The following is a 20,226-nucleotide window of genomic DNA, read 5'->3' as shown; positions in this document are numbered from 1 at the left end:
TACTTTGACACTAACCCTCCGAAATATTGTTCCCATCATCAAAGCCAATTGGATTGGACAAAATGATGTAGCAGTTATTGATGCTATTTCCATTGACAGCCGTTCGTTGCAAAATGGCGAGAACACTTTGTTTTTTGCCATTACCGGACCCAATCACGATGGACATTTATACATTGAAGAACTGATTGGCAAAGGTGTTCAGTATTTTGTGGTCAATCATATTCCTGAAAATGCAGCGGGAAAAGCTAATTTTTTAGTGGTAGAAAATACACTCGACGCTTTACAAAAATTTGCTGGGTACTACCGAAGCTTGTTCGATTTTCCTATTATCGGAATCACCGGAAGCAACGGAAAAACCATCATCAAAGAATGGCTGAATTTCCTGTTGAGCCCGGATTTTAATATTATTCGCAGTCCGAAAAGTTACAATTCGCAAGTGGGTGTGCCGCTTTCGATTTTGGGCATTAACGAAAAACACAACCTGGGTATTTTTGAAGCGGGCATTTCCACGACCCATGAAATGGAGAAACTGCAGAAAATCATCCAGCCCACTATAGGGATTTTGTCCAATATTGGTTCGGCTCACGACGAAGGTTTTCCTAGCGTTGCCGAAAAAATAAAAGAAAAACTGAAGCTCTTCTCTTCAGTAAACGTGTTGATTTTAAACAAGAATAAAACGATTACGGCTTTTGTCAATCCGAAAATAAAAACGTTCAGTTGGTGTTCAGACGATAAAAGTGCCGATGTGTATATCACCAAAAAGAACATTGGCGAACTCACGGAACTGCAGGTTACTTTCCACGAAGACACTTTCCCGATTACCATATCGTTTCAGGATCAGGCTTCGGTAGAAAATGCGATTCACTGCATGATGGTCATGCTTTATTTTGGTTACAAATACGATGTGATTCAAACCCGAATGGCGCAATTGTATCCGGTGGAAATGCGATTGAAAGTGAAAAACGGCATCTTCAATTGCACCATTATCGACGACAGTTACAGCTCCGATTTCCAATCGTTGAAAATTGCCTTAGACTTTTTGGAACACCAAAAACAGCACAAAAAGAAAACGCTTATTCTTTCCGATATTTTTCAAAGCGGATTGAATAACGAAGAATTATATTCACAGGTTTCCCAATTGATTATTTCGAACAAAATTACCCGGGTGATTGGCATTGGCGAGACCATTTCTCAGTTTAAAAACAAATTCATCAACGGGATTACATTTCAAAACGTAGCCGAATTTACCAATGCGTTTGACAATTTAAATTTTGAAAACGAAACCATACTCATCAAAGGCGCGCGCGATTTTCACTTTGAAGAAATCGTATCGATGCTCGAGGAGAAAACCCATGAAACCGTTTTGGAAATCAACCTCAACGCCATCAGTCACAACCTGAATTTTTTCAAATCGAAGTTGGCTCCTAAGACCAAAATGATGGTGATGGTCAAAGCTTTTGGTTATGGCAACGGTGGTTTTGAAATTGCCAAATTGCTCGAACACCACAAAGTAAATTATTTGGGTGTGGCTTTCGCCGATGAGGGAATTTCGCTGAAAAATGCCGGTATTAACGTGCCGATTATGGTCCTAAATCCGGAAACGACGAGTTTTTCAGCTATTATCCAACATCAATTAGAACCCGAAATTTATTCGATTAAAGGACTGAAGGCCTTCCTGAAAATTGCCGAACAAAAGAAACTGAAACACTTTCCGATTCACATCAAAATTGACACAGGCATGCACCGTTTGGGCTTTGAAGAAGAAAATCTGGAAGAGCTTATCCGCATACTCAAAGGCAACGAAACAGTACAAATCAAAAGTATTTTATCGCACATGGCTACCAGTGATGATTTGAAACACGACGCGTTTTCGAGATCACAAATTGCCTTGTTTGAGAAACTGTCTTCCCAGCTGCAAACAGAACTCAACATCAAACCGATTCGCCACATATTGAACACTTCGGGCATTACCAATTATCCGGAAGCGCAATACGATATGGTGCGCTTAGGCATTGGCTTGTATGGGGTTTCCAACGATGCCGAAGAGCAAAAACAATTGGAAAATGTGGGCACTTTAAAATCGGTTATTTCCCAAATCAGAACGATTGACGAAGGGGAAAGCGTAGGCTACGGAAGAAGATTTATGGCTGATAAACCAACCAAAATCGCTACGATTCCTATTGGTTATGCTGACGGTATCCGCCGAAGTTGGGGGCATGGCGTTGGTTATGTGGTCATCAATGGCAAACAAGCTAAAATCGTCGGCAGCGTTTGCATGGATATGCTGATGGTGGATGTTACCAATATAGATTGTAAAGAAGGCAACACTGTTATCATTTTTGGAGAAAATCCAACGGTAAATTTTATGGCCAAACAATTGAATACCATTCCGTACGAGATTTTGACGGGCATTTCACAAAGAGTAAAACGAGTGTTTTTTAGAGAATAGTTTTAAATTTTTACGGACTTTTTAAAATTTTAACTAATTTAGCATCATTAACTAACCATTAAAACAAAATAATTATGGGATTTTTTAGCGATTTTAAAGCCTCTTTAATGAAAGGCGACGTGTTAAGTTTAGCAACGGCGGTAGTTATCGGTGGTGCTTTCGGAAAAATTGTTGGCTCTGCAGTTGATGATCTTATTATGCCATTGGTAGGTTTAATTACGGGTGGAATTGATTTTACCTCGAAGTTCATTTCATTAAACGGTCAGAGTTATGAAAATTTAGAAGCTGCCAAAAAAGCCGGCGCCTCTGTTATGACTTACGGGAATTTTGTTCAGGCGGTGATTAATTTTATAATCATTGCATTTTTCATTTTTGTTGTTTTAAGAGCTGCTGAAAAAGCCAAAAAGAAAGAAGAAGCCGCTCCTGCTGCTCCAGCCGGACCAACTCAGGAAGAGTTACTAACTCAAATCCGGGATTTGTTAAAAAAATAATACCGCTATACTCATATTCTAACCAAACCGCTCCTTACTTGGGGCGGTTTTTCTTTTTTTGTAAAAATGAGAAACCAAATGAATTTCTCTATACTTTTGTACTTCAAAAATTTATAAATCAATAAACATAAAAATATGAAAGTTGCTGTTGTTGGCGCAACCGGAATGGTTGGCGAAGTGATGCTCAAAGTATTAGCCGAAAGAAACTTTCCGGTAACGGAATTAATTCCTGTGGCTTCTGAAAAATCAGTAGGCAAAGAAATTGAATTCAAAGGGAAAAAATATAAAGTAGTAGGATTGCAAACCGCAGTAGACATGAAAGCTGATATCGCTTTGTTTTCAGCCGGTGGCGAAACTTCCTTAGTTTGGGCACCAAAATTTGCGGAAGCAGGCACAACAGTAATCGACAACTCATCAGCCTGGAGAATGGATCCGACTAAAAAATTAGTGGTTCCTGAAATCAATGCCTCGACACTTACTAAAGAAGACAAAATCATCGCCAACCCTAACTGTTCAACAATTCAGATGGTCATGGTTTTGGCACCTTTACATAAAAAATACAACATCAAACGCGTGGTGGTTTCTACCTACCAATCTATCACCGGAACCGGAGTAAAAGCGGTACAACAGCTGGAAAATGAATATGCCGGAGTGCAAGGCGAAATGGCTTATAAATACCAAATTCACCGCAACGCGATTCCACAATGCGACGTTTTTGAAGACAACGATTACACCAAAGAAGAGATGAAATTGGTACGCGAAACGCAAAAAATCATTGGGGATAAATCAATCGCCGTTACAGCTACAGCTATTCGAATTCCGGTAGTTGGCGGACATAGCGAAGCCGTTAATGTAGAATTTTCGAATGATTTCGATGTAACCGAAGTGCGTAACATTTTACACCACACTGACGGTGTTACCGTTCAGGACAATACCGATACTTACACTTATCCGATGCCATTATATGCCCAAGGCAAAGACGATGTGTTTGTGGGCAGAATTCGCCGTGATGAAAGCCAGGCCAACACCATTAACATGTGGATTGTTTCCGACAACTTGAGAAAAGGAGCGGCTACCAATACCATTCAAATTGCTGAATATTTAGTAGCTCATAAATTAGTTTAATGTATTCTAAACATACTAACCGCTTGGTTTTGCAAATCATAAAATTTGTTAAAATCAAGCGGTTTTTCTTTGGGCATACCTTACATTTGCAACGATGAAGAAAAAATATTCCATAATAAGTCTGTTGTTTACCTTTATGGTGTTGGGCGCTATTCTATTGCAATCCTTTCACTCTTTTCATCACTTGGAGAAATTTATTTCGGAAAAACACTGCCATCACAAATATGCCGTAAACAAAACTGAAATCAATCACAGTCATCACGATTTTGATCATTGTTTTGTTTGCGAATTTGCTAGTAGTCATTACACCCCTGTTCACTTTTTTTCTTTTGATTTCAAAAAAACAGAAGTACACGCTTCCTACTCCTTTTGTTATTCCAAACAAATTACACAATCCTTTCGGGGAAGTCTTTTTGCGCTTCGAGCGCCGCCTAGTTTTATTGTTTAAATCCTTTTTCGGCCAAATCCTTTTGGCATTTACTCATTTAACAATAAAATAATACACATGAAATCATTATATCTAGCTCTATTCATAGGGTTTTCGCTATTGGCAACTGCCCAAAATAAAATATCGGGAACGATTTCGGATAAGGTCGGTTTGCCTTTGCCCAACATCATTGTTTCCATTCCGGAACTTCATAAGGAAACCATCTCTGATGCTGATGGCAAATATGTTTTAACCAATTTACCCAATGGTAATTTCAATGTGGCTTTCTCTGCGGTTGGCTTTACCACGCAAAATATTCCGACCGTGCTTTCTGGAAAAGAAATCACACTGAATGTAACTTTGGAAGACAACATCATTCACATGGACGAAGTGATTGTTTCTACTGCTTTCAACAAATTGCAATCGCAAAATGTGATGAAAGTGGAGCACGAAAGCTTAAAGTCCTTACAACAAAAAGGAACGGCAACCCTCATCGAAGGTTTGGCAACCATTCCCGGAGTTTCTCAGGTTTCCACCGGAACTTCTATCGGAAAGCCCGTTATTCGAGGCTTGAGTGGCAATCGTGTTTTGGTGTATTCGCAAGGCGTTCGGTTGGAAAACCAGCAATTTGGGGAAGAACACGGTCTTGGCTTGAACGATGCCGGTGTAGAAAGTGTGGAAGTCATCAAAGGCCCGGCATCCTTGCTATATGGTTCGGATGCGCTTGGTGGCGTGTTGTATTTCAATCCGGAGAAATTTGCCAATCCAAAAGAATTTAAAGCCGATTTTAGTCAGCGTTTGTTTTCGAATACTTTGGGCAGCAACACTTCATTGGGATTGAAAACCTCTACCGAAAACTGGAAGTTTTTAGCACGCGGCAGCTTCAATACGCATGCCGATTATCAAATTCCGGATGGCGACCGTGTGACCAATACCCGTTATAACGAAAGTGATTTTAAAACCGGAATCGGGTACAGCAATTCGAGTTTCTCCAGTGTGCTGCGTTATAATTTCAACAAACTGGATTTAGGCATTCCGGAAAATGGCATCGCGGAACAATCTACGAGTCATGACACTCAATTTCCAAGACAGGCGGTTGATAATCACATCCTGAGTTTGCACAATAGTTTCTATTTTAAAAACTCTAAACTCGATGCTGATTTGGGTTATATTTTCAATGACCGCAGCGAATTTCAAGACAGTAATGTGGCGTCTTTACACATGAAACTGCGAACTTTTAATTATGATTTGAAATATTATTTGCCAAAACTGGGCAAAGTAGAAACCATTGTGGGCGTACAGGGCATGCATCAAACCAACACCAATTCGGGGACTGAATATTTAATTCCGGATGCGGTGACCAATGATTTTGGGGTTTTTGGAACTGCCAATTATGAATTCGGGAAAAATGTGTTGCAGGCCGGCCTGCGTTTTGACAACCGTAAAGTAAGTTCAGAAACACACGGAATTGTTGGCAATGAAGGTTATTTTGAAGCCATTGACAAAAGCTTTGACAGCTTCAATGCGTCTTTGGGTTACAAAACCAATTTGGCCGATGATTTTACGTTGCGATTGAATGTGGCTTCCGGTTTCCGGGCTCCAAATTTAGCCGAATTAACATCGAATGGTGTGCACGAAGGCAGTAACCGCTATGAGATTGGGAATGCCGATTTGAAAAACGAACAAAACCTGCAAACCGATTTGAATTTGGAATACAAAAGTTCGCATTTTGAAATTTTTGCTAACGGATTTTACAATCACATCAACAATTATATTTTCATTTCGCCGAACGGCAACGTAATTGACGGCAACAATGTGTACGATTATGTTCAGGCGAATGCCAAGTTATATGGCGGAGAAGCCGGAATCCACTTCCATCCGCATCCTATAGACTGGCTGCATTTTACCAGTAGTTTTGAAACCGTGATTGGCAAAAAAGACAACGGCGATAACTTACCTTTAATTCCGGCCAACAAATGGAACAACACTTTCCGTGGTGAATTTGAATTAAAAAACTGGTGGAAAGAAGGTTTTGCTACGTTGAACATCGAAAGCACTTTTGCGCAGAACAACCACAGCGAATTTGAAACCAGAACTAACGATTACACTTTGATAAATCTTGGCCTCGGCGGTAAAATCACTATCCATAAATCGGTTTTTCAATTGAATCTGAATGCTAATAATGTATTCAACAAAACGTATGTCTCTCACTTATCGCGATTGAAATCCGACGGTATTCCTAATGTGGGACGCAACATTGTACTGGGAGTAACTTTTGTCATTTAAAATAAACTTTATTCATACATTTCACCAATTGTTTATAATTAAGGTAAAATTTTAGGTAATAAAGCATTTTATTTATAAATAATTAATGCTATTTTTACCATATTACTAATTTAAAACTATCTGTTTATGAATTCAATGTTTACTAAAATTATTAGAATTGCACTGGGATTGGCACTAGTTGTTTTTGGTGCTAATATGATTCATCCCTATTTGCCTATGGATGCTCCTGATACCAATACTGCTGCCGGACAATTTATGAATTCACTCGGAGCAACAGGCTATATTTTTCCTGTCGTTGGTGTTTTAGAAGTAATTATCGGAGGGATGTTATTGCTGAAAAATTGGGTAGCTTTTGCTTTAATTCTATTAGCGCCAATATCGATTAACATTTTGTTATTCCATCTGTTTTTAGACATTCCGGGATTAATTGTTGCCCTGGCAATTGTAGTGTTTAATACCATTTTAATCTACAAACATTGGCAACAATACAAACCCTTATTCTATTAAATAAAGGTCAAGATAAAACAAAAAGCCGACTGAAATCAGTCGGCTTTTTTTAATACTTTATTTTTCCAATGTGTCCCATAATCCGAACGATTTTATCTTTTCTTCGTTCTATATAAGAGGAAGAATTAACCGCTTTGTATTTTCTTGGATTGGGTAAAATAGCTGCGATTCCTGCCGCTTCTCTTGGGGTTAAAGCTATAGCCGGTTTTTTATACCAAACTCTGGAAGCTTCCTGGGCACCATAAACACCGTTGCCCATTTCGATACTGTTGAGATAGACTTCCATGATGCGTTCTTTGCCCCAAATGAGTTCTATCAAAACGGTAAAATAAGCTTCCAATCCTTTGCGAATGTAGCTTCGGCCTTGCCACAGGAATACGTTTTTGGCAGTTTGTTGCGAAATGGTACTGCCGCCTTTTAATTTTCTTCCTTTCTGATTGCTTTTAAAAGCCTTTTGCATCGCTTTAAAATCGAAACCCGAGTGCTTTAAGAAATTCCCGTCTTCGCTGGCAATGACGGCTTTTTGCAAATTGGGCGATATTTCTTCCAGCGGTACCCAATCATGACTATAAATAGCATCACCACCGTCTAATTTAAATTCGACAATTCGGGTAATCATCAAAGGCGTAAAAGGAATTGGCACCCATTTAAAAACAATGACTGACAAAATAGAAAGCCCAAAAAACCAAAGCATGGCTTTCCAAATCCAACGAAAAATCTTTTTTATCATTACTTATGATTGCTTTTACAGTTTTATGATTTTTAGGGTTTTATTTTGTCCTTCCGCAAAAACAGTGACAAAATAGACTCCATTCGAAAATCCGGACAAGTCAACTTTTGTGGCTGTATTATTTACATCCAACGTATTTATGATTTGTCCGCTAATATTGCAAACCTCAATTTTTCGGATGAGTGATGCCGCTTCGATATTCAAAGCATCCCGGGTTGGATTGGGATAGGCTTTAATTCCGGCCAAATCAAAATCAGCTGCCGACAACGTACTGGTTTGGGTTAGTTGCACATTTCTTAAGTAAGCTATATCCGTAGCAGTTTTACCAATATGCTGCAAGGAAACATACATGTTCGCGCCCACATATGGCGTTAAGTTGAATTGAAATGTTTGGAATCCGCTTTGTTTGGAGGCCGAAGGGTATAAAACACCACTAACATCAACGCCATTGACCAACACCCTGAAACCGGAGTCTGTTGGGTTTTGGTTGTACAACTCTTTTAAATCGAATCGCAGATAGAGCGTTGCCAAATTGGAAGCCGCTACTTTAAAGTTCACTTTAGTGAGATAATTTTGGTTTTCCTGCCATAAATCAGTGGCTGGCATAAAATTATTTTGAGTGGAGCCAGACATCTTCAAGGCATTTTGGCCTTCTTCCACAACCGAATCAACGATGGTTGTTTCCGTTCCTTCAATTACAATATCGCCTCCGGCACTTTGACTCACATCGATGGTTCCATAAGAATCAATAGCTTGGTCATACCCTTCCTCTACCTTGAAATCATCCAGAATCATATCCATTCCACCATCATCCCGGAGTACTACATCAAAACTATAATCTCCGTTTTCGATAGGAGTGTAATAAAAGCTGTTTTTTTCATAATTGTATTCTGTCAACACTCCATTTCTTTGAAGTTGCGCATCCCTCAAATAATATTCCTGCCCGCGTACTGCTCTGACATTTATGGTGGCAAAATCGTATTCATAATTTTTGCGCGCCTGCAAAGACAACTTATAGGTTACGCCGGCATTCAAATGAAAAACTGGCGTATAGATACTGCTTAAAAAAGACTCCCTAAACCTCAAATAAGTAGTGTCATTATACCCGGTTATCATATTGTCAAAATTATAACCTCCACTATTCCCATTAGCATTACTATTGGAATCCACAGCAAAGTTATACAGGTAAAAATCATCATAGGAATTATCCTTGAAACAGGCCGGCAAAACATTTAGTCCATAACTACTTAACCCGTTAAAATCTTCCTGCCAGGGAAGTGGCTCCGGCAAACAGGTGGTCGTAATTTTTTTAGGCCCTATGACAGCAGAATTTCCGCTACTGCAGCTGGCTGTAAAATAAAAATCATAAGTAGACGATGGCAAAAGACCATTGACCATAACATCTGTAGTAGTACTGGTTAACACCGTACCGGTTCCCGGAGCAAATCCCTCCGGGCCATATTCTATCGTAACCGTTTCTCCCGAAGTATTCTGCCAAAGGAAATGAGTAGAATCACCGCTTACATATTCCGGATGAATATTGACTGGCTCCGGACAAGCTGGAATTGTTTCATAACGAACATCATCTATATAAATCCGGTTACTGACAAAATACTGTTCGGTAAATCCATCTGATTTGAAAGCAAAGAACTTACTGTCGCCGGTATAATTGGAAAAATCAACTATATACTCCATACCACTGTGGTTCTGAGGATCCATTTGGATAGTTTGATAGGGTACAAATGTGGAAAGATCCAAAGGGTTTTTTACGGTTCCCACTACAAGGTTCATGGTGTTTACCGAATAGCCAACTGGAAAATAGGCCCAAAACTTTACTCGTTTTGTATTATCAAAATCCGATAAATACGGGGAAATTAAAGTTCCCTGCAACCCGCTTGGCGGATATGTATTCAGGCCGGAACTTTCTACCTGAGCCGTGTTGGGTGCACTGGTGATATTATTTAAGGAAAACTGAACCACTCCGGCATAACTCGGATGATTAGAAGTCCAACAAGAAGTTGGATCCATAGAGCTAAAACCTTGTACAGTCTGATACTGATCAAAATTCTCATAAAACGGTGCGGTAAACCCGCAGGTGATTTTGAACGTATACAAATCACTCCAGTTAGTAAAATTATTAGAGCAAATATTTCTCACCCGGAACTGATACTTTTTCAAAACTTCCAAACCATTTAAAACATAAGGATTGGTGGTAACAGTCAAAACCGTACCGGTACCCGGTGTAAATCCTGTTTCACCGTATTCGATTTGCCAAGTGGTACTGGCATCGGTAGTAATATTAGAGTTCCAGGTCAATGTAGCACTGGTTGCACCCGTTTGTGACGCCATCAAACTTGTGGGTTTTCGACATGGATTTTCGAAGTACTCAAAATCGTCAACATACAAATAATAATTCCCGTTTGACGACAATTGTTTAATCCCGATATACTGATTCGACCCGGTATAGGCGGAAAAATCAACCGTGTACTTTCTCCATTGGGAAAATGTATAAGGCGATGTAAAGGTTTGAAAAGGCACAAACGAATTATAATCATTAGGATTTGACAGAGTTCCGACCACAATTCCCTGTAAGGTAGAATAGGGATTATTGTAACAGTAAACCCAAAACGATACCTGACGGGTATTATCAAAATCCAACAATCGCGGCGTAACCAAAATCGTCTTGTTTTGTTCATTGGTATCCGGTGAATCGGCTCCTCCACGCATTGCAATTAGTTTCGTCCCGGTATGTGCATTTTGCGCACCAAATTGTCCATTATTATAGCTATTAATAAAGTAACTCGGACTATAGGAATTATTTCTTAAGGAAGGCGTAAGTCTTCTCCAGCACGTTGTATTGGCATCAAAACTTTCATTTTCAAAGCTAGTGTTGTAACCTACCGTCACACCATCGCATCTTGTTTTGAAATACCCTTTACAAGACCAATTGCCGGGAGTACCCGAACAAACGGTTCTTACATAATAATCAAAAGCGGTACTGGTTGGTAAATTGGTTAAAGTAAAAGGCGAACTCCCGGCATCAATTATCGTTCCCGTTCCGGGTGTGAATCCTGTTGGCCCGTATTCTATTTGCCAGGCATTGGTTCCTGCCGCACTGGTCCACGAAACGGTTGCTTTATCATATTCATAACTTACTACCTGCAAATTCGTCGGTTCTTTGCAGGCCGGAATTTCTTCATAGTAAAAATCATCAAACAAAACATTTTGGGAAAACGAACCGGCACTGGAAAAGTTTCCTATTTTGAAAGCGATATAATGGCTGTTGGCCGGAAGGGTATAACCGCTTAAATCGACAATATATTGTTGCCAAAAAGAACCCAGTTCATACATCCCAATTGGGTTGACAGTATGCGGATCTAAGGTAACCAAGGGAACAAAAGTACTGGCATCGGCAGGGTTGGATAAAGTTCCAATGATAAAAGGATATTCTAAAAAGTCGGTTCTTTTGTTATCGTAGATTTTGAATCGTATTCTTTTATTGGTATCCAAATCGGCCGCGTAAGGCGTAACTAAAATGGTGTTGTAGTTGTAATAGGTACTGGTTCCTTCAAAGGTTAAGTATTTATTCCCGGATGCCGCAGCTATGGTGTTAGATGAATTGGTTAGCAATACGTCATAATAGGTATTGCTCAAAATCTTCGTCCAACACGGGTTTAGATATGACGATTCATCAAAGCCGGTATAATACCCTGCGGTCATATTGGTACAGGTGGTCGTAAAAGAATTAACCGCTGTCCAGTTCGAATACAAACCGGCATCACAATTGGCCCGCACTTTAACCTGATAATTGGTATTGCCCGTTAAATTAGTCAGCGTATAGGGGCTTCCTGTTATCGGGATAATTTGTTCTTGCGACGTCAGCATATTTTTGAGACTTAATTCCCAAACCGTTTGCCCTGAGTCGTTAAAGTTAACCTGGGCGGAATGTTCTGTAATGTCGGATACCGAAAAATTACCCGCATCAAAACAATTCACCGATTGCTCATAACTAAAATCGTCGATAAACAAAGAGCCTGAGCTGCCATAAGGTTCTAAGTATTTGATGGCGATATACTGGTCAGTCCCGTTATAATTGTTAAAAAACACTGTTTTCTCTGAAAAACTGGTACTATAACTGGCATTAACTGTCCCCAATTCGTGATAGGTCGTTTTATCATACGGATTGGCAATCGTTCCTATGCTTAACGCGCCGCTTCCGGATTCCCTCGACAACCAAAGCTTAATCTTTTTATCAGTAGCTAAATCAGATATCTTAGGGGAAACCAATAATATGCCTGACTTGTAATACGAAGACAACCGTAAAGATGAACCCGAAGATCCATGATAGCGTGTCGCATCCACATCGGCCGTACCGGAATACCCATCATAATATTCAATAACCTGATACCCTCGCCAGCACTCGGCAATAGGGTTGGAATCAAAATTAAAAGTATACCCGACCGTTTTGGTGGTCGCACCACAATTGGTGTTATTGAGTGTAGTCACTTGTGACCAAGGTGTTGTAGAAAACAAATACGTTGATCGGGCTCTGAAATCCCAATCAGTAAAAGGGTTCAGCCTAAGAATTTTTGAATAAGACGACCCACAACCTACAACGGTTCCTGTTCCTAAAACAAACCCTGATGGACCATACTCGATTTCCCAGGTACCTCCTCCAAAATAAGAAGCTGTTATTTTAGTATCTCCATTAATTAAAACCTGTGCGTTAATCAAAGGCTGCGCACCGGCTTTGATTACTAAGAGAAAAAATAGAACGAAAGTAATGCGGTATTTCATGTGACTAAATTTATAGGGCAATATACTATTATTTTGTTAAATCGGCTAACTCTTTGCCTATCAGACTACCAATTGCTACGCCCATACCTCCCAGTCGAACACCACAACAAACATGTTCGGAAAGTTGTTCCACTATCGGTCTTTTACTCGAACCTAATCCCATGATACCGCTCCAACGGTGCGCAATTGTATAATCGGTGTTGGGCAAAATCACTTCTTTCAATAAAGTTTCCAAACGATGTTGTATTAGTTCCGTTTCACCAAACTCCGTTGTAGTTTCACCTTCAAAATCTAAATTTCTGCCACCGCCCAACAGTATTCTGTCATTGATATTCCTAAAATAATAATAGCCTTTATCAAGATGAAAGGTTCCTTTGATGTCTAAAGTAGGGATAGGTTCTGTAATCAATACCTGAGCTCGCGCGGGTTTCACTTGATTATTAGTTAACGCCCCGGCAAAACCATTAGTAGCAAACAATAGTTTAGCAGTCCTAAAACTAAAATCCCCCAAGGCAACCTGAACGCCGTTGCTCTGTTCATGGTAAGCCGTTACTTCCACTTGATTCAAAATCATAATACCATTAGAAATGGCTTTTGCAAGCAACGCCTGCATCATGTTGCCGGTATCTATTTGTGCCTCATAAGGATTAAAAATCACATACTCCTGAATACCGTTAAAAGCAAACCGATCAACCTCTTTAGCAAACACCTCATTTCTGAAAAGCGGCTTCAACAATTCATTGATAAAGGGCAATTTCTGTAAACATTCCGCATACGTACTTTCATCCTCTTTCAAAAACAATTCATAACCGCCATACGGTTTAAAATCAATAACAGCATCACCAAGGTTCTTGCGAAGCAACTGTAACCCCTGCCAACGTTTTTCAATCAACCGAATTACTTCTTCCTCGCTATGGGATTTTAAATCCTCCAGAATTTCAGACAGACTGCCAAAACAGGCAAAACCGGCATTCTTAGTGCTGGCACCTTGCGGCAGAAGTCCTTTTTCTAAAACCAAAATCTTGCTTTCCGGATACTGTTCTCTTAATCGCAAAGCGCAATGAAGACCAACAATCCCGCTTCCAACAATGGTGTAATCAACGTCGGTAAACCAATTCTTAAGCTCCCAATAACTTAGATTCATGTGTGTTATTTTTTTCTAAAAATACTTTTTTTCAGATAAACCTTAAAGCATAAAATTTAAAATTTATGGTTTTCATACGAATTTCTTTCATTTTTTATTCATCCCTCAAGAATTTATCCTGTAGATTGTCGATTTGTTAATAGTTTTACTAAATCTTAAGCCAATTTCTCAAAAATAATTTTATTTTTGACGCACTAATTTTAACAAATTCAATACGTTATGAAATTTAAATTACTTTCTATTGTATTTCTTGCCGTTTCAACGGTTGCCTTTGCCCAAAACAAAACAAGCCTTTGGAACACAACTGCAAAAAAGAGTGACATGGTGCCGCTTGACAGCAGAATGAATTTACCCGAAAGAAACCTGTTTACTTTAAATCTCGATGGTTTAAAGAATGTATTACAGAATAGTCCAAAAAGAACAGCAAACTTAGGCTCTTCCTCCAAAGTGATTGCCTTGCCCAATGCAGAGGGACAATTAGAAAACTACCGAGTATACGAAAACTCAAACATGGATCCAGCTCTAGAAGCAAAATATCCTGAAATCAAATCGTATTTTGGTGTTAACCTTGATAATCCGGCAACAACGGCCTACTTTAGTTTGTCTCCGCTAGGCTTTAAATCCATGGTGATTTACCCAGATCGTTCAGCCACCTTCATTGAGCCAATTTCACAGGATTTAACAACCTATACCGTTTATAAAAAAACAGATAAAGCTGCTTCACTTGACAAGTTTGAATGCAAAGTTTTGGCTTCTGCTCAAGCTGATTTAGCCGCTAGTGGCGCCAGCATGGCTCGTCCAAATGCGGATGATGCAACATTAAGAACCTTCCGTTTGGCCATGTCGGTAACCGGAGAATACACCGCCTATTTTGGTGGCACCAAAGCGTTGGCTTTAGCCGGAATCAATAACTCTTTGACTCGTGTTAACGGTGTTTTTGAAAAAGACTTTGGCGTTCACATGAATTTGATTGCCAATACGGATTTGGTAATTTATACCAGTGCTTCAACTGACCCTTATGATGCTGCCGCAACAGGAGCAGGCGGAACCTGGAACCAACAATTACAAACTACTTTAACCAATGTTATTGGTAGTGCCAATTATGATATCGGACACTTATTCGGAGCATCCGGTGGTGGTGGAAATGCAGGTTGTATTGCTTGTGTTTGCAAAAACCCAACCACTTCGGTACCCTTAGGAAAAGGAAGTGGATTTACTTCTCCAGCAGATGCTATTCCGGCCGGAGATAATTTTGACATTGATTATGTAGCGCACGAAATGGGGCACCAATTTGGAGCTAACCATACTTTCACCCACAGTAACGAAGGCACAGGTGTTCAGGTTGAACCAGGTTCAGGCTCAACAATCATGGGCTATGCCGGTATTACATCGCTGGATGTGCAACCACACTCTGATCCTTATTTCCATGCGGTTAGTATTCAACAAGTAACCAACTATATTAAAACTACTACTTGTCAAACCAATACCGCTACCGGAAATGCTGTTCCTACAGCCAGTGCCGGTTTAGATTATACTGTACCTAAAAGCACTCCGTTTATGCTAACAGGAGCCGGAACAGATGCTAATGGCGATGCGCTTACTTATGATTGGGAACAAATGGATTCACAAACTACTTCAGCAGCACCAAGTGCTACTAAAACCAGTGGTGTGAATTTCAGATCGTACAATCCAACCACATCCCCAACAAGATATTTCCCTAAAATGTCTTCTGTTTTAACGGGAGCCACTACAACGGCCGGTACAGAACTTACGGTGGAAGCTTTACCATCTGTGGCCAGAACATTGAATTTCAGAATGACCGTTCGTGACAATCACGCCGGTGGCCCTGCCAACAATTCAGACGATATGATTGTAACCGTGAATGCTACTGCCGGACCTTTTAGTGTAACGGCTCCAAACACAGCTGTTTCTTATGTTGGTGGAAGTTCTCAAACCATTACGTGGGCTGTAGCCGGTACAACCGCCAACGGTGTAAACTGCGCCAATGTTGACATTTTATTATCAACCGATGGCGGAACTACTTGGTCAACTTTATTAGCCGCTACGCCAAATGACGGGACACAAGCGGTAACGATTCCGAATACACCGGGAACGACCAACAGAATTATGGTTAAAGGAACCAATCATATTTTCTTTGATGTTTCCAATACAAACTTTACCATTACTGCAGGTTCAACCGATACTGTAGCACCAACGGCTCCTACTTTAACAGCATCGGGAACGACTCAAACCACAACCAATTTATCTTGGTCAGGTGCTACTGATAACGTAGCGGTTACCGGATATGATGTTTATAAAGATGGTGTTTTATTAGGCTCAACAGCTTCAACTACCTATGCTGTTTCAGGCTTAACAGCTTCAACAACCTACGCATTTACCGTAAAAGCAAAAGATGCTGCCGGAAATGCTTCTCCGGCCAGTAACACGGTTAGCGTTACTACTTTGGCTCCTGTAGTAGACACCACAGCACCAACAGCACCAACCTTAACCGCTTCGGGAACTACATCTTCATCAACCAATTTAGCATGGTCGGGCGCCACTGATAACGTAGGCGTTACCGGATATGATGTCTATAAAAATGGTGTATTATTAGGTTCAACAGCTTCAACCACGTATACTGTTTCAGGCTTAACGGCTTCAACCACTTATACCTTCTATGTAATTGCGAAAGATGCTGCCGGAAATGTTTCTCCAGCCAGCAACACAGTTAGTGTGACTACCCTAGTAGCTTCGTTATCTTATTGTACTTCATTAGGAAGTAGCACAGCTGATGAAAGAATTGGCAAAGTTGCATTCGGGACCATTAGCAATACTTCAACAGGAACTGCCGGTTACGAAGACTTTACTGCACTTTCAACCAATGTTACAGCAGGAACTTCCAATGCAATTACTATTACTCCGGCTTGGACAAGCACGGCTTATGCAGAGGGTTATGCCGTATTCATTGATTATAACAAAAATGGTGTGTTCACTGATGCCGGCGAAACCGTTTGGACAAAAGCCGCTTCAACGACAACACCAGTCAGTGGTTCATTCACTATTCCAACTACAGCTACTTTAGGAGCCACCAGAATGAGAGTTTCTATGAAATACAATGGAGTACCAACAGCTTGTGAAACCTTCTCATACGGACAAGTAGAAGATTATACCGTAAACATTCAAGCGGCTGTAGCGGATACCACAGCACCAACTGCCCCAACTTTAACCGCTTCGGGAACTACAGCAACGGCAACCAATTTATCTTGGTCGGGTGCTACAGATAACGTTGCTGTTACTTCTTACGATGTTTATCAAAATGGCGCTTTCAAAGCTAACGTAGCCACTACAACTTATGCCGTAACCGGTTTAACAGCCTCAACCGCTTATACTTTCTATGTCATTGCCAAAGATGCTGCCGGAAATGTTTCTCCTGCCAGCAACACAGTTAGTGTGACTACGACTGCTGTTACTTTAACTTATTGCACTTCACAAGGCAATGTGACTACTGATGAGAAAATAGGCAAAGTAGTTTTCGGAACCATTACTAATCCTTCTACAGGAACTGCCGGTTATGAAAACTTCACTGCTCTTTCTACCAATGCGGTTAGAGGAACAGCATATACTATCACTATTACACCAGCTTGGACTAGCACTGTATATTCAGAAGGCTATGCCGTGTTTATTGATTACAATCAAAATGGTGTCTTCACCGATGCTGGCGAAACAGTATTCACCAAAGCTACTTCTACAGTAACTCCGGCTACCGGAACGTTTACTATACCAGCTACAGCTGCATTAGGAGCCACCAGAATGAGAGTTTCCATGAAATACAACGGAACACCAACCGCTTGTGAAACGTTCTCTTACGGGCAAGTAGAAGACTATACCGTAAACATTACGTCATCGGCAAGAGAATTGGGCACTAACACTACTCTTTCTTATAACTTGTATCCAAACCCTGTGAAAGGAGATGTGTTGAACATTGCTAATCTTTCCAGCCCATCAACTTATAGAATTTACAACATGATGGGACAAGAATTAGGAAAAGGAAAAATCGAAAATGACAACATCAATGTAGCGACCCTGAAAGCAGGAGCTTATTTAATTGAAGTGTCTGACGGAAGTGCTACTACGACTAAACGTTTTATAAAAGAATAATCGTTTATAAATAAATAATTAATAAGCCACTCTCAAAAGGAGTGGTTTTTTTATGGCATGGATTTAGTAAATTTGATATAACACTATTTAATTAAGCATTATACTCACTCTTTTTAACAGCCCAACTGCAAAAAATGAACATTCTAAAACTCACGTTTCTAATCAGTTTGATTTCTTTGAATGTCGTGAGTCAAACATGTTCCTATGAGAACCTTTCAAAGAGCTTTAATTTTAAAGTTATACCAATTCCAAAAAAAGAGGATTTAATTCAAATTGTAGTAGAAGTAACGGATAAAGTAAATTTAAAAAGAACTCAAAGGTTACTATGGAGTGTGAGGGATTTTATTTGGATTCGTTTGATGATTGCAAGAATGTCAAATCGTATAGCACAAAAGTAAATAGCGAACTGCCTATAGGAGGCGGAAATGACTCTGGAAACTTCATAGTTGCCGATTTTAATTTTGACGGTTTAGAAGACTTTGCCATCAAACGTGACCCCGGTGGAAACGGCGGGCCATTGTATGCCTATTTCCTTCAAGCTGAAGACAAAAAATTCTATAAGAGTTCCTATTTAAGTAACTTGGTGGAATTTTTCCCAATCGAAATCAATACAATAAAGAAGACAATTACAACTTTAGTTCATGCAAACGCTTATCAAAAGAATAAACGAACTTTTAAGTACAATCCGGAAACAAAAAAATGGAAGTTGATTTTTAATGGATTTGAATAATAAAAAGTTGCATATACCAACTGTTAAGCTAGGAACTTATCCCGCAAAAAAACGAAAGACACAATATATTCATATTGATACTAAAAATCATTTTACCGTTGCCACTTTAGAGTTCAAGTATACTCATAAAAAAACCCGAGCTAAATAGCTCGGGTTTTTTTTATATCTAAAGTAGATTATTACTTAACAATCAAGAACTCTGAACGTCTGTTTTGAGCGTATTGTTCTTCGGTACATTTATCACCGCAATCCACTTTTGGCTCTAACTCACCCATTCCTTTTCCGGAAATTCGGTTAGCCGCAATACCTTTAGAAATAATGTATTGAACGGTTGATTTGGCTCTTCTGTCAGACAGGTTAAGGTTGTATTTATCACCACCTCTATTATCCGTGTGAGCTTTAACTAAGATGACCATTTTGTCATTGTTTTTCATCACCTGAACTAATTTGTCTAATTCAAAGGCGCCTTCTTGCGTTATGTTGCTTTTGTTAAATTCGAAATAAACGTCTTTCAACACAACTTCGTCTTCTTTAACAATCACATCAATAGGTTGTAAGGCTGCATCCACTTTAGCTGTTGGGCCTTTGCTTTTGTTTACGGCAAAAGTATTCCCTTCGTAACCGTCTTTAGAAGCCTGAACAACATATGGCTTGTCGCATTCTACTCTGTATTTTACTTCGCCTTTGGCGTTTGACATTTCAGTAGCAATAACGTTTTTCTTATCATCTAAGATAGAAACACTGGCATTAGATAAAAGCTCTCCTGTTTTGGCATTCGTAACGGCAATCATTACGTCAACACCACAAATTGGCGTTACCGCAAAGATGTCGTCGTTTCCATTTCGGTTACTGGACAAGAATCCAACACCTTTAACAGAATTGAAAGACAAAGCAAAATCATCTTTCTCTGTATTAACCGGTTTCCCTAGGTTACTGGCATCAGAGCCGCTAGACAAATCAATTTGATAGATATCTAAACCTCCTAAACCTTGTTTTCCGCTTGAGGCGAAATACAATGTTTTATTATCATCAGCGATATAAGGGAAACTTTCATTTCCTTCCGTGTTTACTTTGTTTCCAAGGTTTTGTGGTTCTCCATAAGTTCCGTCTTCGTTAACAGCTACTTTCCAAATGTCTACACCACCAATACTTCCTGGTCGGTTAGAAGAGAAATAGAGCGTCTTTCCGTCTCTGCTCAAACTTGGATTACTAGATGAAAAGGTTTTATCGTTAAAAGGCAAAGCAGTAATGTTGCCCCAGGTTCCGCCATTTTTAGTAGCTTTAAAAAGATACACCTGACTGAATTTGGCATTGGCTTTTTTATCTTTTTCCGATACTTTTTCTTTATAGCTTTCGCTGGCAAAATAAGCCGTATTCCCATC

Annotated in this window: 12 protein-coding genes; 8 read left to right on the top strand and 4 right to left on the bottom strand. The window is 39.8% G+C overall.

The genetic code is table 11. The features are described from left to right. Nucleotides 1–4: 4 nt before the first annotated feature. From V7D82_RS03075 to V7D82_RS03050, 6 genes are all read left to right on the top strand, one after another. A complete protein-coding gene (locus V7D82_RS03075; RefSeq protein WP_333599505.1) occupies nucleotides 5–2,449 on the top strand; it encodes a bifunctional UDP-N-acetylmuramoyl-tripeptide:D-alanyl-D-alanine ligase/alanine racemase in 2,445 nt (814 codons plus the stop codon). Nucleotides 2,450–2,523: 74 nt separating this feature from the next. Next, entirely contained in the window at nucleotides 2,524–2,940 is a 417-nt protein-coding gene (gene mscL / locus V7D82_RS03070; protein ID WP_333599504.1) for a large conductance mechanosensitive channel protein MscL, read from the top strand. Nucleotides 2,941–3,075: 135 nt separating this feature from the next. Continuing rightward, nucleotides 3,076–4,065: an aspartate-semialdehyde dehydrogenase gene (locus V7D82_RS03065; RefSeq protein WP_333599503.1), complete on the top strand. Its 990-nt coding sequence runs from the start codon at nucleotides 3,076–3,078 to the stop codon at nucleotides 4,063–4,065. Nucleotides 4,066–4,159: 94 nt separating this feature from the next. Beyond that, nucleotides 4,160–4,513: a hypothetical protein gene (locus V7D82_RS03060; protein WP_333599502.1), complete on the top strand. Its 354-nt coding sequence runs from the start codon at nucleotides 4,160–4,162 to the stop codon at nucleotides 4,511–4,513. Nucleotides 4,514–4,570: 57 nt separating this feature from the next. Further along, complete coding sequence (locus V7D82_RS03055) at nucleotides 4,571–6,778, top strand: TonB-dependent receptor (RefSeq protein ID WP_333599501.1); 2,208 nt, start codon at nucleotides 4,571–4,573, stop codon at nucleotides 6,776–6,778. 126 nt (nucleotides 6,779–6,904) lie between these two features. Continuing rightward, on the top strand, nucleotides 6,905–7,285 hold the full coding sequence (locus V7D82_RS03050) for a DoxX protein (protein ID WP_333599500.1): 381 nt from the start codon (nucleotides 6,905–6,907) through the stop codon (nucleotides 7,283–7,285). 49 nt (nucleotides 7,286–7,334) lie between these two features. On the opposite strand, the gene mtgA is transcribed toward V7D82_RS03050, so the two are convergent. Genes mtgA through V7D82_RS03035 form a run of 3 tightly spaced genes read right to left on the bottom strand, consistent with a single transcriptional unit; the run spans nucleotide 7,335 to nucleotide 13,956 of the window. After that, the gene (gene mtgA, locus V7D82_RS03045; RefSeq protein ID WP_333599499.1) at nucleotides 7,335–8,015 is read right to left on the bottom strand and encodes a monofunctional biosynthetic peptidoglycan transglycosylase; all 681 of its coding nucleotides are present in this window, start codon (nucleotides 8,013–8,015) and stop codon (nucleotides 7,335–7,337) included. 15 nt (nucleotides 8,016–8,030) lie between these two features. Beyond that, nucleotides 8,031–12,812, bottom strand: coding sequence for a T9SS-dependent choice-of-anchor J family protein (locus V7D82_RS03040; protein ID WP_333599498.1), 4,782 nt, complete (start codon nucleotides 12,810–12,812; stop codon nucleotides 8,031–8,033). A gap of 28 nt (nucleotides 12,813–12,840) precedes the next feature. Continuing rightward, nucleotides 12,841–13,956, bottom strand: coding sequence for an NAD(P)/FAD-dependent oxidoreductase (locus V7D82_RS03035; RefSeq protein WP_333599497.1), 1,116 nt, complete (start codon nucleotides 13,954–13,956; stop codon nucleotides 12,841–12,843). A gap of 219 nt (nucleotides 13,957–14,175) precedes the next feature. Between V7D82_RS03035 and V7D82_RS03030 the strand changes: the two genes are divergently transcribed. Then, complete coding sequence (locus V7D82_RS03030) at nucleotides 14,176–18,114, top strand: GEVED domain-containing protein (RefSeq protein WP_333599496.1); 3,939 nt, start codon at nucleotides 14,176–14,178, stop codon at nucleotides 18,112–18,114. A gap of 325 nt (nucleotides 18,115–18,439) precedes the next feature. Then, nucleotides 18,440–18,844 (top strand): XAC2610-related protein, encoded by a 405-nt coding sequence (locus V7D82_RS03025; RefSeq protein WP_333599495.1) that lies wholly within the window; start codon nucleotides 18,440–18,442, stop codon nucleotides 18,842–18,844. A 179-nt stretch (nucleotides 18,845–19,023) separates the two neighbouring features. Here V7D82_RS03025 and V7D82_RS03020 read toward each other — a convergent pair. Next, nucleotides 19,024–20,226, bottom strand: a 1,203-nt coding sequence (locus V7D82_RS03020; protein ID WP_333599494.1) for an OmpA family protein, incomplete at its 5' end; no start/stop codon positions are given.

Origin of the sequence: Flavobacterium sp., from assembly GCF_036741995.1 — a bacterium.
Classification (GTDB): Bacteria; Bacteroidota; Bacteroidia; order Flavobacteriales; family Flavobacteriaceae; genus Flavobacterium.
Note: the sequence above shows the minus strand (reverse complement) of the source record. Positions and strands in the feature narration are given on the sequence as shown.